The organism is Herbaspirillum sp. WGmk3, assembly GCF_023952535.1.
Classification (GTDB): domain Bacteria; phylum Pseudomonadota; class Gammaproteobacteria; order Burkholderiales; family Burkholderiaceae_D; genus Herbaspirillum; species Herbaspirillum huttiense.
In genome coordinates, this window is the sequence record NZ_JAKYWT010000001.1 from 752,933 (window position 1) to 767,454 (window position 14,522).

General features: G+C 63.7%; 10 protein-coding genes. 4 read left to right on the forward strand and 6 right to left on the reverse strand.

Translation table 11 applies throughout. From position 1 onward, the window contains the following. The first annotated feature begins 17 nt into the window (after positions 1-17). Positions 18-1,559 (forward strand): DEAD/DEAH box helicase, encoded by a 1,542-nt coding sequence (locus MKD49_RS03205; RefSeq protein ID WP_252695433.1) that lies wholly within the window; start codon positions 18-20, stop codon positions 1,557-1,559. Between the two features lie 78 nt (positions 1,560-1,637). Here the strand turns inward: MKD49_RS03205 and MKD49_RS03210 are convergent, their stop codons facing one another. From MKD49_RS03210 to MKD49_RS03225, 4 genes are read right to left on the reverse strand one after another with little or no spacing between them, the layout of a single operon-like run. Then, complete coding sequence (locus tag MKD49_RS03210; RefSeq protein ID WP_252695434.1) at positions 1,638-2,273, reverse strand: membrane integrity-associated transporter subunit PqiC; 636 nt, start codon at positions 2,271-2,273, stop codon at positions 1,638-1,640. Beyond that, the gene (locus MKD49_RS03215; protein ID WP_134137500.1) at positions 2,270-3,898 is read right to left on the reverse strand and encodes an intermembrane transport protein PqiB; all 1,629 of its coding nucleotides are present in this window, start codon (positions 3,896-3,898) and stop codon (positions 2,270-2,272) included. Before MKD49_RS03215 ends, MKD49_RS03210 begins: the two co-directional genes overlap by 4 nt. After that, positions 3,895-4,656, reverse strand: coding sequence for a paraquat-inducible protein A (locus MKD49_RS03220; protein ID WP_051156264.1), 762 nt, complete (start codon positions 4,654-4,656; stop codon positions 3,895-3,897). Before MKD49_RS03220 ends, MKD49_RS03215 begins: the two co-directional genes overlap by 4 nt. Further along, positions 4,653-5,294 (reverse strand): paraquat-inducible protein A, encoded by a 642-nt coding sequence (locus MKD49_RS03225; RefSeq protein ID WP_034332325.1) that lies wholly within the window; start codon positions 5,292-5,294, stop codon positions 4,653-4,655. The genes MKD49_RS03220 and MKD49_RS03225 overlap by 4 nt, the downstream gene beginning before the upstream one ends. 780 nt (positions 5,295-6,074) lie before the next feature. Between MKD49_RS03225 and leuA the strand changes: the two genes are divergently transcribed. After that, the gene (leuA, locus tag MKD49_RS03230) at positions 6,075-7,778 is read left to right on the forward strand and encodes a 2-isopropylmalate synthase (RefSeq protein WP_134137503.1); all 1,704 of its coding nucleotides are present in this window, start codon (positions 6,075-6,077) and stop codon (positions 7,776-7,778) included. A gap of 340 nt (positions 7,779-8,118) precedes the next feature. Next, entirely contained in the window at positions 8,119-9,858 is a 1,740-nt protein-coding gene (locus tag MKD49_RS03235; RefSeq protein ID WP_252695435.1) for a methyl-accepting chemotaxis protein, read from the forward strand. Between the two features lie 86 nt (positions 9,859-9,944). On the opposite strand, the gene egtB is transcribed toward MKD49_RS03235, so the two are convergent. Both egtB and egtD read right to left on the reverse strand, forming a co-directional pair. Next, positions 9,945-11,312, reverse strand: coding sequence for an ergothioneine biosynthesis protein EgtB (egtB, locus tag MKD49_RS03240; RefSeq protein ID WP_252695436.1), 1,368 nt, complete (start codon positions 11,310-11,312; stop codon positions 9,945-9,947). A 54-nt stretch (positions 11,313-11,366) separates the two neighbouring features. Then, positions 11,367-12,341, reverse strand: a complete 975-nt coding sequence (gene egtD / locus MKD49_RS03245) for an L-histidine N(alpha)-methyltransferase (RefSeq protein ID WP_252695437.1) — start codon at positions 12,339-12,341, stop codon at positions 11,367-11,369. 313 nt (positions 12,342-12,654) lie between these two features. Here egtD and MKD49_RS03250 point away from each other — a divergent pair, with 313 nt between their 5' ends. Continuing rightward, positions 12,655-14,496, forward strand: a complete 1,842-nt coding sequence (locus MKD49_RS03250) for an ABC transporter transmembrane domain-containing protein (RefSeq protein ID WP_252695438.1) — start codon at positions 12,655-12,657, stop codon at positions 14,494-14,496. Positions 14,497-14,522: the final 26 nt, after the last annotated feature.

The window sequence follows — 14,522 nt, forward strand, 5'->3', positions numbered from 1 at the left end:
CTTTCACGAAAGAGATTATGACTTTTGAAGCACTCGGCCTGAACCCTTCGATCATCAAAGCCCTGACCGAAGCAGGCTATACCTCCCCGACCCCGGTCCAGGAAAAGGCCATCCCCGCCGCCATCAGCGGCCAGGATCTGCTGGTGTCCTCGCAGACCGGCTCGGGCAAGACCGCCGCTTTCATGCTGCCTTCGCTGCACCAGCTGGCAGACCTGCCGCAGGCACCGCAAGCAGCCCGTACCCCCAACCAGGAACGCCAGGCTACCCGTGCCCGTGGCGAGCGTCCGCGTTACCAGCCGGCACAGCCGAAGATGCTGGTGCTGACCCCGACCCGCGAACTGGCCCTGCAAGTGACCACCGCCACTGACAAGTACGGTGCCTACATGCGCCGTGTGCGCGTGGTGTCCATTCTGGGCGGCATGCCTTATCCGAAGCAGATGCAACTGCTGTCGCGCAATCCGGAAATCCTGGTGGCGACCCCGGGCCGTCTGATCGACCACATGGAGTCGGGCAAGATCGACTTCTCGCAGCTGCAGATCCTGGTGCTGGACGAAGCCGACCGCATGCTGGACATGGGCTTCATCGACGACATCGAAAAGATTGTCGCCGCGACCCCGGCCAGCCGCCAGACCATGCTGTTCTCGGCCACGCTGGACGGCGTCGTCGGCAACATGGCCAAGCGCATCACCAACAACCCGCTGACCATCCAGATCGCCAGCTCGTCAACCCGTCATGAAAACATCATGCAGCGCGTGCACTTCGTGGATGACCTGTCGCACAAGAACCGCCTGCTGGACCACCTGCTGCGCGACACCAGCATCGACCAGGCCGTGATCTTCACCGCCACCAAGCGTGACGCCGACACCATCGCCGATCGCCTGAACATCGCCGGTTTCGCGGCGGCCGCCCTGCATGGCGACATGCACCAGGGTGCCCGCAACCGTACCCTGAACAGCCTGCGCCGCGGCCAGGTGCGCATGCTGGTGGCTACCGACGTGGCAGCGCGCGGCATCGACGTGCCGGGCATCACCCACGTGTTCAACTACGACCTGCCCAAGTTCGCTGAAGACTACGTGCACCGTATCGGCCGTACCGGCCGTGCCGGCCGCAATGGCGTGGCGATCTCGCTGGTCAATCACGCCGAAGGCATGCAGGTCAAGCGCATCGAGCGCTTCACCAAGCAGACCATTCCGGTGGATGTGGTCGAAGGTTTCGAGCCGAAGAAGTCGGCTGCACCGCGCAGCCCGCGCAAGCCGGGCGGCTGGCGTCCGGGTGATGGCCGCAGCAACAGCGGCCCGCGCTTCGGTGCTGGCAACCGCGAAGGCGGCGGTCATCGCGAAGGCGGTTTCGGTGGCAACCGTGAAGGCGGCCATCGCGAAGGCGGCTTCGGCGGCAATCGTGAAGGTGGCTTCGGTGGCAACCGCGAAGGCCGCAGCTTCGGCGGCGCCAAGCCGGCCGGCAACGGCCCGCGTCGCGAAGGCGGCGGCGGTGGTGGCTACAAGGGCAATGGCGGCGGCTTCCGCGCCGACGGCCCGCGCCGCTCCTACGGCGATCGCTGATCGCTGCAAGCTGTCCTGATGTTGAAAAGCCGCTTCCAAGGAAGCGGCTTTTTCTTTGGTGCTACAGAATGTGCTCGTTCAACTTGCGCACTGCCCACCCTGTCCTGCCTGCAAAGCTCGAACATTATCGGCAATCGCCTGCACCGCCTGCCCCACCGCCTTCTGCGTGGCCGCGACGACGTCGGCATTGGCGCCGCCACCCACCCGTTCCACCACGGTCAGGCGGCAGGCCGTCCCGCGGCGGTCATCCGAGCGCGTGATGGTCCAGCCGAAGCTGGCCTGGACCTGGCCGTTGCGGGCGGCGTCGAAATCGCGCAGTTCCACGTTGATGCGATAGCTGGCCTGGTCCGCCGGTCGGCCGCCTCGCGAGACGTCGATGGCTCCCAGCCTTGCCGCCACGCCCGCTGCCAATGCATCGCGCAACTCATTGTTGAAGGGCGAGGACCAGCGGTCTTGCTCCAGCACCTCCACCCGCGTGGCATCGCTGCGCACCACCAGTTGCGGACGCGCCAGGCGCTCCGGCACCGATACCGGCATCACTTCGATGAAGGTCTGCGGTCCCTGGCTGGCCGTGCGCGCGGCGGCACCATCGGCCGGCACAGCCAGCGTGTAGAACTGCGTCGGCGGCGAACTGCCGCAGGCAGCCAGCAGTGCTGTGGCCAGTGCGGCCACCGTCAGGGTCTTGAGGGAGAACGAAGTCTTGTCTTGCATCATGGCTCCTGTTTGCCCCGGATCAGCGATTCCGGATGCTGTTGCAGGTAATCGGTAAGGATACGGATCGAGGCCGCGGCCTTGCTCAGCTCCTGCATGGTCTGGCGAATATCCGACTGCAGCGGCGCGTCGTCCGACAGCGTGCGCTCGGCCGCATTCAAGGTCTTGCGCGCATCCTTCATCGCGGCCTGCATCTCCGGTGCGATGTCGTTGTTGATGCGGGCCGCCGTCTGCTCGGCCGTGGTCAGGGTCTTGTTCAAGGTCTTGAGCGTGGTCTGCAGATCGCGCCCGATCTCGTCGAACGGAACCTTGGAGAGCTTGCCGGCAATGTCGGAAAGCTGCTGCTGCAATTCATCCAGGCTGCCCGGGATGGTCGGCAGTTCCAGCGGGACCTTGTCCGGATCGATCTGCGCCGGCTTGGCCTTGGGGAAGAAATCGATCGCCACGTACAGCTGGCCCGTGAGCAGGTTGCCGTTGCGCAGCTGGGCACGCATGCCGCGCTTGACCAGCATGCGCAACAACTGCGCGTTGGAACGGCGCTGCTCGCCGGTCTCTTCGTGGAAGCGACGGCCCAAACGATCCGGATAGATCTGCACCAGCACCGGCATGCGGAATTCACCACGCGTCTTGTCGTATTCCACCCCGATGCTCTTGACCTCACCCAATACCACGCCACGGAAGTCCACAGTAGCACCCGGTTGCAGGCCGCGCAGCGACTGGTCGAAATACAGCAGTGCGGTCTGTGGTACGCCGTCCGGTTCCTTCATGGCGGTGCTTTCGTCTTCTACCAACGGATACTCGCTGCCCTCCTTGGCCGGGGGGCTCACGCGCTCTTCATCGCGGTCGCGGAAGGCAATGCCGCCCAGCACCACCGTCGACAGCGCCTGCGTATGCAGCTTGAAGCCGCTGGCATTGAGTTCCATGTCGAAGCCGCTGGCATGCCAGAAGCGCGAAGCTTGGGTGACGAACTTGTCGTAGGGCGCGTTGACGAAGATGCGCAGCGTCACGCCACGGCCATCACTGTCGAGGTCATACGCCACCACCTGCCCGACCTTGATGCGGCGATAGAAGATGGGAGAACCGATATCGAGCGAACCGAGGTCATCGGTATGCAGCACGAACTGGCGGCCCGAGGCATCGCGCGTGACGATGGGGGGCTGTTCCAGGCCCACGAAATTCTTCTTGGTTTCTTCCGAAGCACCGGCATCCGCGCCGATGTAGGCCCCGGAGAGCAAGGTGCCCAACCCCGAAATACCGGAGGCGGCGATGCGCGGACGGACCACCCAGAAACGCGTGTCCTCGGCATTGAATCCTGAGGCATCCTGGTTCAGCTGAATACCGACCAGCACGTGCGAACGATCGGCAGCCAGCTTCAGGCTCTGCACCTGGCCGATTTCGACATCCTTGTATTTCACCTTGGTCTTGCCGGCTTCCAGTCCTTCTGCAGAACGGAAACTGACGGTCACCATCGGGCCGCGTTCGACCAGGATCTTGGCGACCAGGGTCAGCCCGACGATGGCGGCGACGATGGGAATGAGCCACACCAGCGAGGGCAGCCAGTTGCGCTGGCGTGCGCGGCGCGGTTGCAGCAGCGCCGGTTTGTCATCGGAATGGTCGGGTGGAGTCATGCGGTTTCCTGTGGCTTGTTGGCGTTGTCATGGGGAGAAGCAGGTTCGGGGAGAGGCTCACTTGAGACGTCCGCAGCCGGATCGGTCGGGCGTTCATCCCAGATCAGGCGCGGATCGAAGGCCAGCGAGGCCAGCATGGTCAGCACCACCACCGCGCCGAAGGCAGCGATGCCGATGCCGGCGTGGATGTTGGCGAAGCCGTGGATCTTGACCAGCCCGGTCAGCACCGAGACGACGAAGACATCCAGCATGGACCAGCGTCCGATGGCCTCGACCACGCGATACAGTTTGGCGCGCTGGAGGCGGCGCCAGCGGCTGCGGCGGCGCGCCGAGAAGACCAGGATGCCCAGCGCCACCAGCTTGAACAGCGGTACCAGGAAGCTGGCCACGAACACCACCAGCGCCAGGCCCCATTCGCCGGAAGTCCAGAAATAGATGACGCCGGAAAGGATGGTGTCGCGCTGCTCATCGAAGAGGGTACTGGTGACCATCACCGGCATCATGTTGGCCGGGATGTACATGATGCAGGCGGCAATCAGGAGCGCCCAGGTACGGGTGAGGCTGTCGATCTTGCGCACGTGCAGCGGTGCATGGCACACGCCGCAGGCTTGATGGGGCTGCGCGCCTTCCCATACGGTGCCGCAGTGATGGCAGCCGATCACGCCTAGGGACGCGGCATCCTGCACGGGCAGGTCTTCGTCCGGCTCCTGGGTGAGGTCGGGCACGTGCGGTGCAGCCTGGCGGGTGAAGACGCTCATGCGCCAGCCTCCTGGTCGCCATATTGCTCGGCTTGCTGCTGTTCCCATACGTGCCACAGATAGCGTGGATTGAAGGACACCACCACTGTCAGCAGCACCGTCAATCCACCGAAGGACCACAGCGCCGGACCGGGAATCACCTCGGCCATGTTGGAGAGTTTGATCAGCGCCACCAGCACGCCCAGCATGAAGACTTCAATCATGCCCCAGGGCCGGGCTGCCTGCATCAGGCGCAGCAGGAGCACGAAGCCCGGCGGACGCGTATCACGCGCTCCCGGCAGCAACAGGTAGAGCAGCACACCGAGCTGGATCAGCGGGAACAGCAAGGTCGTCGCCAGCACCAGCAGCGCCACTTCCGACATGCCATCGCGGGTCAGTGCCACCACCGCGCCGATCAGCGTGGTCTGGCTGGACAAGCCCTGCAGTTCGATGGTGACAATGGGGAAGGTATTGGCGATCACGAACAGGATCAGCGCACCGATGGTCAGCGGCAGCAGATGCTGCAGGCGGCGACCGGTATCTCGCTCCAGCTCGGCACCGCAGCGCAGGCAGCGGGCGATCTCGCGCTCACCCAGCGCCATGCGCTGGTAGACGGCGTCGCATTCTTCGCAAACGATGAGGTCGGTGCGTTTTTGCATGGATGATGACGGTTCCTGGCGATGCGCTCCCGGGGTGGCGGAGGCGTCGCCCTACTGTTGTTCGTTGTTCGTGGCAGACACGGGCGCTGGTGCCAGCGCGACGTGCGTCGTGCCTTATATGGAAAAAGGACTACTGCAGTGCTTGTTTTTGAGCATTTTCACCCGGCGGCGTTCCATCCTCACAAGGAATTGATGCAGCAGCAACAAAAATAACTGACTCGCTGGTTATTAACAAGACGATTCTAGCAACGAAATTATTGGAGCGCGCTCTTCTTTTACGCTTGTAAAAAAGATAGCCCTTGACAGACGGCGGCCCGATCTTCTACATTGCACGGATGACTTCCGCAGCAATCACCTCCATCCGCCACAACAGCGCCAGCGCCCTGCTAGCGTTGCTATCGGTGTCGCTACTACTAGCCTCGCGCTAAAATTCGTAGTTCCTGCCGTTTCCGCTGACTCCACGCGATCTGGCAACCTCAAAAAATCCAGCAGTACTCGCAGTACAACCAGGCAGTGACGCGCCATCCATGATGAAGCCGACGTCGCTGCCCACCAGGCGAAGCATATGCATTCGATGATCCGCACAATCCGCAACCAGCGCACGCAGCCCTTGCAGGCCGGCCGCGCGCTGCGGGAGATGCCGCCTCTGGCTCTATGAAGGGTTGCCTGGCCACGCGCTCGTGGCAGCCAGGCAACCCGATCCGCCACATCTGACGCACTGAAGCATTCCAGTACTTGAACTGAAGCATTCCACGCCATCCGGAAACCAAGAGGTCCATCATGATGTTAAGCAACCCCGCCGCCAAATACCGTCCCTTCCCTGCCATCGACCTGCCTGATCGCACCTGGCCCAGCAAGGTCATCGACACGCCGCCGATCTGGATGAGCACCGACCTGCGCGATGGCAACCAGGCCCTGATCGAACCGATGAACGCCGAGCGCAAGCTGCGCTTCTTCGAACTGCTGTTGAAGACCGGCCTGAAGGAAATCGAAGTCGGCTTCCCCTCTGCCTCGCAAACCGATTTCGACTTCGTGCGCAAGCTCATCGTCGAGAACCGCATTCCCGATGACGTCACCATCATCGTGCTGACCCAATCGCGCGAAGAACTGATCCGCCGCACCGTCGAATCGCTGGAAGGTGCCAAGAAGGCCATCGTCCACCTGTACAACTCGGTGGCCCCGGCCTTCCGCAAGATCGTCTTCAACATGTCGCGCGAGGAGATCAAGAACATCGCCGTCACCGGCACCCGCCTGGTCAAGGAACTGACCGATGCGCGTCCGGGTACCGAATGGCGTTTCGAATACTCGCCGGAATCCTTCAGCACCACCGAACTGGATTTCTCCAAGGACATCTGCGATGCCGTCTGCGAAACCTGGGGTGCCACTCCAGAGCGCAAGGTCATCCTGAACCTGCCCTCCACCGTCGAGTGCGCCACCCCCAACGTCTACGCCGACCAGATCGAATGGATGTGCCGCAACCTGAAGCATCGCGACAGCGCCATCATCTCGGTGCACCCGCACAATGACCGCGGCACCGCCGTCGCCTCGGCCGAGCTGGCCGTGATGGCCGGCGCTGATCGCGTCGAAGGCTGCCTGTTCGGCAACGGCGAGCGCACCGGCAACGTCGACCTGGTTACGCTGGCACTGAACCTGTACACCCAGGGCGTGAACCCGGGCCTGGACTTCTCCGACATCGACGTGGTGCGCCAGGTGGTGGAAGAGTGCAACCAGATCCCGGTGCATCCGCGCCATCCGTATGTGGGCGACCTGGTCTTCACGGCCTTCTCCGGCTCGCACCAGGATGCGATCAAGAAGGGCTTCGCCAAGCAACAGCCGGACGCCATCTGGGAAGTGCCCTACCTGCCGATCGATCCGGCCGACCTGGGCCGCAGCTACGATGCCGTCATCCGCGTCAACAGCCAGTCCGGCAAGGGCGGCATGGCTTACCTGCTGGAACAGGAATATGGCCTGGCCCTGCCGCGCCGCCTGCAGATCGAGTTCTCGCGCGCCATCCAGCGCGAAGCCGATGCCACCGGCAAGGAAATCGCTGCCTCCGACATCCACGCCATCTTCCAGCGTGAATACCTGGAGCGCGTCGAACCCTACGTCTATCGCGCGCACCGCATGTCGGAAGACACCGCCAAGGCCGAGTCCATCAACATCGAAGTCGACATCGTGCGCAATGGCCAGCCGGTCACCGTGCGCGGCAGCGGCAACGGTCCTATTGACGCCTTCGTGCATGCGCTGGGCCTGGACATCAAGCTGATGGACTTCCATGAACACGCCATCGGTGCCGGTGCCGACGCCAAGGCTGCCAGCTACATCGAGCTGCGCCTGAACGAAGCGCCAACCGGTTTCGGTGTCGGCATCGATGCCAACATCGTGACCGCCTCCTTCAAGGCCGTGCTGTCTGCCGTGAACCGTCAGATCGCCATCAGCGAGAGCGCCAACCAGGCTGGCTCCGCACAGGCCAAGGCTGCCTGAAACGGAATCCGGCCGGCGATCCCGGCCATTTCCTGAACGCAACGCCGCCCTACCGGGCGGCGTTGTTGCGTTAACGGCGTGTCACTTTGCATCAAGCTCTGCCGTTGATCTTGTCCATCTGCCACTGTGGTCCGGCTGCCACGTTGACGCCCGGAAACCCGCGCCAGCCGTGGCTTTCCTTGATTCCAGACAACTCTGCAGAAATTACTTGAGTCAAACGTTCTCATTGCACGTAACTGGCTTATTATAGATTTTCTGGTCGTCACGCCAGTTCAAGGCCACACACCACAGTGACATCATCCGCAAGCAAGTCGCATCTACATTTTTCGGGGGGAAAATCATGCGCTTCAACAACCTCAACATTTCCACGCGCCTGACCATCGGCTTTTCGGTCCTGATCCTGGTGATCGCCGCCATCGTCACGCTGGGCCTGGCCCGGTTGGGCGACATCAATCAGTCGCTGGAACTGGTGGTCAATGACCGCTACAAGAAGATCAATATCATCAACACCATTTCCGGCAAGGTCGATGACGTCGCCATCTCGGTGCGCAACCAGTTATTCATGACCGATCCGGCACAGATAGAGAATGAGCGAAAGACCATCGAAACGCTCTCTGCAGAGAACACCAAGCTCTACGATGAACTGGGTCGTCTGATCGTCAATCCCGAAGCCCGCGCCAAGTTCGACAAGGTGGCCGAAACCCGCAAGAGCTACTCGGCTTTGCGCAAGGAGATCGACCGGCTCGCCACCACCGGTGAGAAAGATACCGCCATCAAGCTGATGCTGGAAAAGATGGTGCCGCTGCAAAAGACCTATTTCGCCCAGCTCGATGACCTCTCCGACATGCAGCAGAAGCTGATGGACAAGTCCGTCGCCGATGCCGAGGCCACCTACATCACCACGCGCAACATCATGGTGGTGTCCGGTGTGCTCGCGGCGATGTTCGCCGCTTTCATCGCCTGGACCATCTCGCGCAGCATCACCCGTCCGCTGAGCCGCGCGGTGAAAGTGGCCGAGACCGTGGCAGCAGGCGATCTCACTGCGGTCATCGATGCACATTCGACCGATGAAACCGGACGCCTGCTGCAGGCACTGGCCGCCATGAACCAGAAGCTCAAGGCCATCGTGCTGGAGGTGCGGCGCGGTACCGACTCCATGGTCACCGCCTCGACCCAGATCGCCACCGGCAACCTGGACCTCTCTTCGCGCACCGAGGAGCAGGCCAGCGCGCTCGAAGAAACCGCCTCCTCGCTGGAACAGCTGACTTCCAGCGTCAAGCAGAATGCCGACCACACCCGCAAGTCCAGCGAGCTGGCCGGCAATGCGACGCAAGTGGCCAATCAGGGCGGCCAGGCCGTCAAGCAGGTGGTGCAGACCATGGGGGCCATCAATGACTCCTCGCGCAAGATCGTGGACATCATCTCGGTGATCGACGGCATCGCCTTCCAGACCAACATCCTGGCCCTGAATGCCGCGGTGGAAGCGGCGCGCGCCGGTGAGCAGGGCCGCGGCTTCGCCGTGGTGGCCTCGGAAGTGCGCGGACTGGCGCAACGCTCGGCCACAGCCGCCAAGGAGATCAAGGAACTCATCAATGATTCCGTCGGACAAGTGACGGCCGGTACCGAACTGGTGGCGCAGGCGGGCAGCACCATGGATGAGGTGGTGCAGAGCATTGAGCAGGTCAGCCACATCGTCGGCGAGATTTCCGCTGCCACGCGTGAGCAGAGCGATGGCATCGAGCAGGTCAACCAGGCCATCATGCAGATGGACAACACCACCCAGCAGAACGCCGCGCTGGTGGAAGAAGCCGCCGCTGCGGCCCAGGCCTTGCAGGATCAGGCGCAGCGGCTGCTGGAACTGGTGAGCGTATTCCGTCTGGATGAGCGGGGCGCTGCGCCCGCACCGGTCATGCAAGCCGCACCGCTGCGCAGCGCGGCACCTGCACCGGCCACGGCCCTGCCAGGCAAGCCCGCACCCGTCAAACCGCAGGCAGTGCGCGCCCCTGCCGCTGCGCCAGCACCACGTGCACTACCCGCCAGCAGCAAGGAAGAGAAATCGGAAGAGTGGGAAACCTTCTGAGACTTCAAGCGTATTTCAGAAATATTGCGCGTAGCACGGACCAGGGCCAGGCGGCCCTGGCAACAAACTGAAGCTGGAAAAACCGATCAGCCCTGGCGGGCCAGCCGTATGCCGCTGACCTGCCAGCGTGCGGTCGCCGGGAAAAAGTTGCGATAGGTCAGCCGCGCATGGTTCAGTGGTGTGGCCGAGGATGAGCCACGCAGCACGTACTGGTTGACCATGAATTTGCCATTGTATTCACCCACCGCACCCGGTGCAGCGCTGAAGCCCGGGTAAGGCGCATAGCTGCTGCTGGTCCACTGCCAGGCCACGCCAAAAAATTCACGTCCGCTTCCTTGCAGGCGTGCGGCGGCATGTTCCCATTCGGCTTCGGTCAGCAAGCGCGCACCAGCCCAGCGGGCATAGGCATCGGCCTCGTAATACGAGAGATGCACGGCAGCCGCATGCGGCTGCAGAGGCTGCGCGCCATACTCGGTGAACTCGCGCCACTGCCCATCAGCGCCACGGCGCCAATACAGGGGATGCGACAGCCCCTCCTGCCTCTTCCATTCCCAGCCTTCAGACAGCCACAGCCCCGCGTCCTCGTAGCCACCGGCCTCGACGAAGGCCAGGTATTCGGCATTGTTCACCAGCCGCGACGCACACTGGTAAGCCTCGACGAACTGGCGATGGCGCGGGGTCTCGTTGTCGAAGCAAAAGCCGCTGCCGGCATGGCCGATCTCCACCACACCGGCTTCGATGCGATGCCACTGCAGCTCCAGCGCGGCCGGATCATCCAGTTGCAGGTTCATCGGCAGCGGCTGGTACGCAGGCTGCAGCGGGTTCATCGACAGCAGGATCTTGATGTCGGTGAGCATCAGCTCCTGGTGCTGCTGCTCATGCTGCATGCCCAGTTCCAGCAAGGAGAGGAAGCCCGCCAGTTGCGGATGGGCCTCCCCCGCTTCGGCCGGGTCGGCCTCCAGCGCATCGATCAGCAGCAACATGCGGGCGTCCACCTGCTCGCGGTAGGCCAGTATGTCGTCCAGTGAGGGCCGCGTGAGCAGGCCGCGCTGCGGCCGCGGGAATTTCTCGCCGACGCCTTCGTAATACGAATTGAAGAGCACGCGGAACTGCGGATGGAAAGGCGTGAAGCCGCTCTGGAAACGCTCCAGCAGGAAGGTCTCGAAGAACCAGGTGGTATGCGCCAGATGCCACTTGATGGGGCTGGCATCGGGCATGGCCTGCACGCAGCAATCCTCGGCCGAGAGCGGCTCGGCGATCAGCAGCGACTGCCGGCGCAGACGCCGGTAGCGATCGCCCAGCCGTTCGCGCGGGCGATGGTTGACCTGCTGGACGGCGGCGTCGATGACCGCATCGATGGTGGCGGCAGTGGCCGCTGCGACCACCGCCATGGGTTGCTCGGCCAGCTCGTCGTCGTGCGTGGTGGCGCGATCATGGGTAATGACGGAAGGCATCCGGTCTCCTGCAAGAATCATTGAATCAACATCGGCAAGCGTCCCAAACCTTCCTCAACGCGCCTGCGCATGGCACACCGCGAACCAGCGCCGCTCATCGAACCACATACGGCAATTGCCGAATCCGGCCTCTTCCAGCAGGCCGAGGATGTCCTGCTCGGTGAACTTGTGGCTGTATTCGGTATGGATGCGCTCGCCCTGGTGGAAGGTGCGACGCCCGCCCGGCCAGCGCACGATGAGGTCGCGCCGTGCTTCCAGATGCATTTCGATGCGCTGCTGGCGGGCGTTGTAGAAGGCCACGTGGCGCCAGTCGCGCGGGGCAAAGTCGGTCCCGGCCAGGGCGTTGACGTGGTTGAGCACGTTGAGGTTGAACGCTGCCGTCACGCCGATGGCATCGTCGTAGGCCGCTTCCAGGACACGCGCATCCTTCACCAGATCCAGTCCGATCAGGATGCCGCCCTCACCCGGTCCGGCCGGCAGGGCTGCACGCACGCGGCGCAGGAAATCCAGCGCCTGGGCCGGATCGAAATTGCCCAGCGAGGAGCCGGGATAGAAGAACAGCCGGCGCTGCGCATCCACCGTCTCCGGCAGCGCCAGCGTGGCCGAGAAATCCATCGCCAGCGGCAGCATGGGCAGCTGCGGGAAGCGCTTCTGCAAACCCGCCACCGACTGATGCAGGAAATCGGTAGAAATATCCACGGGCACATACTGGCGCGGCCGCAACGCGTCGAACAGCGAAGCGGCCTTGACGCAGTTGCCTGCGCCCAGGTCGATCAGCGTACAGGACTGGCCGACGGCGGCAGCGATGGCTTCCTGATGCGCGGCGAAAATGGCCGCCTCGGTACGGGTAGGGTAATACTCGGGCAAGGCGCAGATGGCCTCGAAGAGCTTGCTGCCCAGCGGATCGTAGAAATACTTGGGCGAGATAACCGCTTCGCGGGCGGTGAGCCCGGCCAGCAGTTCGGCGTGCGGTGCGCGTACTTTCGGCGCGGCCTCCCATGGGGAGGGGATCAGTGCGGGTTGGGCCAAGCGACTCTCCTTGCCGGTGTGGGGTTGGGATGATGCTGATGCCTGCTGCTGCGCTGCTCCGGTCGGGCCGACCACGCCCGAATCCGGATACTCTAGCAGGGTGATGCAGGCAAGCAATGGCTGACGAACAACATTGCGATACGCTTGCGGTCGCGCGATCCATGCGCGGACTGTCTATACTTATGCCTCTTCCGAGTAAGCCAGCCTCCGTTGGTTCAACGCGGCAACAAGATTTTTCCGGCGGTGGCCAGTGTCTCTGACCGTGCGGCAACATGCACGGACCGGTTGGCCTGGCGGCCTCAACAGCTCATCCATGTCCATGTCCTCCACGACTCCTCTCCGCACCGACTCACCTGCCCCTGGCGTGCCGCCCGGCCCTGACTCCCCCACTGCCCGCAAATCCGCCCTGGCAGCCTTGCGCGGACTGGCTCCCTTCCTCGCCCCCTACAAGAAGCAATTCCTGCTGGCCGGCCTGGCGCTGCTGGTGGCAGCCGGTGCCACGCTGGCCGTGCCGTATGCCTTCAAGCAGATGATCGACCTCGGCTTCGGGGCCGCCGGCAGCAAGAGTGCCACGCACATCAACCTGTATTTCGTGGCCCTCTTCGGCGTGGCCTGCGTGCTGGGGGTGGCGACTGCGGCGCGCTTCTACATGGTGTCCTGGCTGGGTGAACGGGTGACGGCCGACCTGCGCAGCGCGGTCTATGCCCACGTGGTGACGCAGAGTCCCGAATTCTTCGAGACCACCAAGACCGGCGAAGTCCTTTCGCGCCTGACCACCGACACCACGCTCATCCAGACCCTGGTCGGCACCAGCATTTCGATGGCCCTGCGCAATGCCCTGCTGTTCCTCGGCGGCATGAGCATGCTCTTCATCACCAGTGCCAAGCTGACCTCCATCATCATCGTCATGCTGGCCGCCGTGGTGCTGCCCATCGTGTTCTATGGCCGCCGCGTACGCAAGCTCTCGCGCGCCTCGCAGGACCGCGTGGCTGACGCCGCCGCCATGGCCGGCGAAATCCTCAACGCCATGCCGACCGTGCAGGCCTTCACCCATGAAGAGATCGAAGCGCGCCGCTTCGGCGACTCCGTCGAGCGCGCCTTCCAGACCGCGATGGACCGCATCCGCGCCCGTTCGCTGCTGACGGTGGTGGCGATCCTGCTGGTGTTCGGTGCCATCGTCTTCGTGCTGTGGCTGGGCGCGCATGCGGTCATGCAAGGCAGCATGAGCGGCGGCGAACTGGGCCAGTTCATCCTTTACGCATCCCTCGTGGCGGGTTCGCTGGGGGCGCTGTCGGAAGTGATGGGCGATACCCAGCGCGCTGCAGGTGCCACCGAACGCCTGCTCGACCTGCTGGCGGCGCAGTCGCCGGTGCAGTCCGTGCTGCTGCCGGAAAAATTGCCGCCGCGCACCGCCAATGGCGCCGCGCTGCAGATCGATGCCGTGGACTTCCACTATCCCTCGCGACCCGGCAGCGCATCGCTGTCGGGCTTCTCGCTGGACGTGCGTGCAGGAGAAACGGTCGCCGTGGTCGGCCCTTCGGGGGCCGGCAAGACCACGCTGTTCCAGCTGCTGCTGCGCTTCTACGATCCACAGCAGGGCAGCATCCGGCTCGATGGCGTGGACATCCGCTACCTGACCCTGCAGGACCTGCGCAATGCGATCGGCATCGTGCCACAGGACACCGTGATCTTCTCGGCCAATGCGATGGAAAACATCCGCTTCGGCCGCCCCGGTGCCAGCGATGCGGAAGTGATTGCCGCCGCCCAGATGGCGGCAGCCCATGAGTTCATCGAACGCCTGCCGGACGGCTACCAGTGCTTCCTCGGTGAACGCGGCGTGCGTCTGTCCGGCGGCCAGCGCCAGCGCATCGCCATTGCCCGCGCCCTGCTGAAGAACCCGCCGCTGCTGTTGCTGGATGAGGCCACCAGCGCGCTGGATGCCGAATCCGAACGCCTGGTGCAAAGCGCCCTGGAAGCCGCCATGGTCGGGCGTACCACCCTGGTCATCGCGCACCGCCTGGCCACCGTGCAGCGGGCCGACCGCATCATCGTTCTGGAACACGGGCGCATCGTCGAGACCGGCACTCATGCCGAACTGGTGGCCCGCGATGGGCTTTACGCCAGCCTGGCGGCATTGCAGTTCGAGACGCAATAAGACAATACGCGGGGGGGCGCCGACGC

What these genes read in the sequence shown, in the direction of transcription:
- MKD49_RS03225 (WP_034332325.1), bottom strand. Translation starts at nt 5,294, where the DNA reads ATGCAAAAACGCACCGACCTCATCGTTTGCGAAGAATGCGACGCCGTC.
- leuA (WP_134137503.1), top strand. Translation starts at nt 6,075, where the DNA reads ATGATGTTAAGCAACCCCGCCGCCAAATACCGTCCCTTCCCTGCCATC.
- MKD49_RS03210 (WP_252695434.1), bottom strand. Translation starts at nt 2,273, where the DNA reads ATGATGCAAGACAAGACTTCGTTCTCCCTCAAGACCCTGACGGTGGCC.
- MKD49_RS03215 (WP_134137500.1), bottom strand. Translation starts at nt 3,898, where the DNA reads ATGACTCCACCCGACCATTCCGATGACAAACCGGCGCTGCTGCAACCG.
- MKD49_RS03220 (WP_051156264.1), bottom strand. Translation starts at nt 4,656, where the DNA reads ATGAGCGTCTTCACCCGCCAGGCTGCACCGCACGTGCCCGACCTCACC.
- MKD49_RS03250 (WP_252695438.1), top strand. Translation starts at nt 12,655, where the DNA reads ATGTCCATGTCCTCCACGACTCCTCTCCGCACCGACTCACCTGCCCCT.
- egtB (WP_252695436.1), bottom strand. Translation starts at nt 11,312, where the DNA reads ATGCCTTCCGTCATTACCCATGATCGCGCCACCACGCACGACGACGAG.
- MKD49_RS03205 (WP_252695433.1), top strand. Translation starts at nt 18, where the DNA reads ATGACTTTTGAAGCACTCGGCCTGAACCCTTCGATCATCAAAGCCCTG.
- MKD49_RS03235 (WP_252695435.1), top strand. Translation starts at nt 8,119, where the DNA reads ATGCGCTTCAACAACCTCAACATTTCCACGCGCCTGACCATCGGCTTT.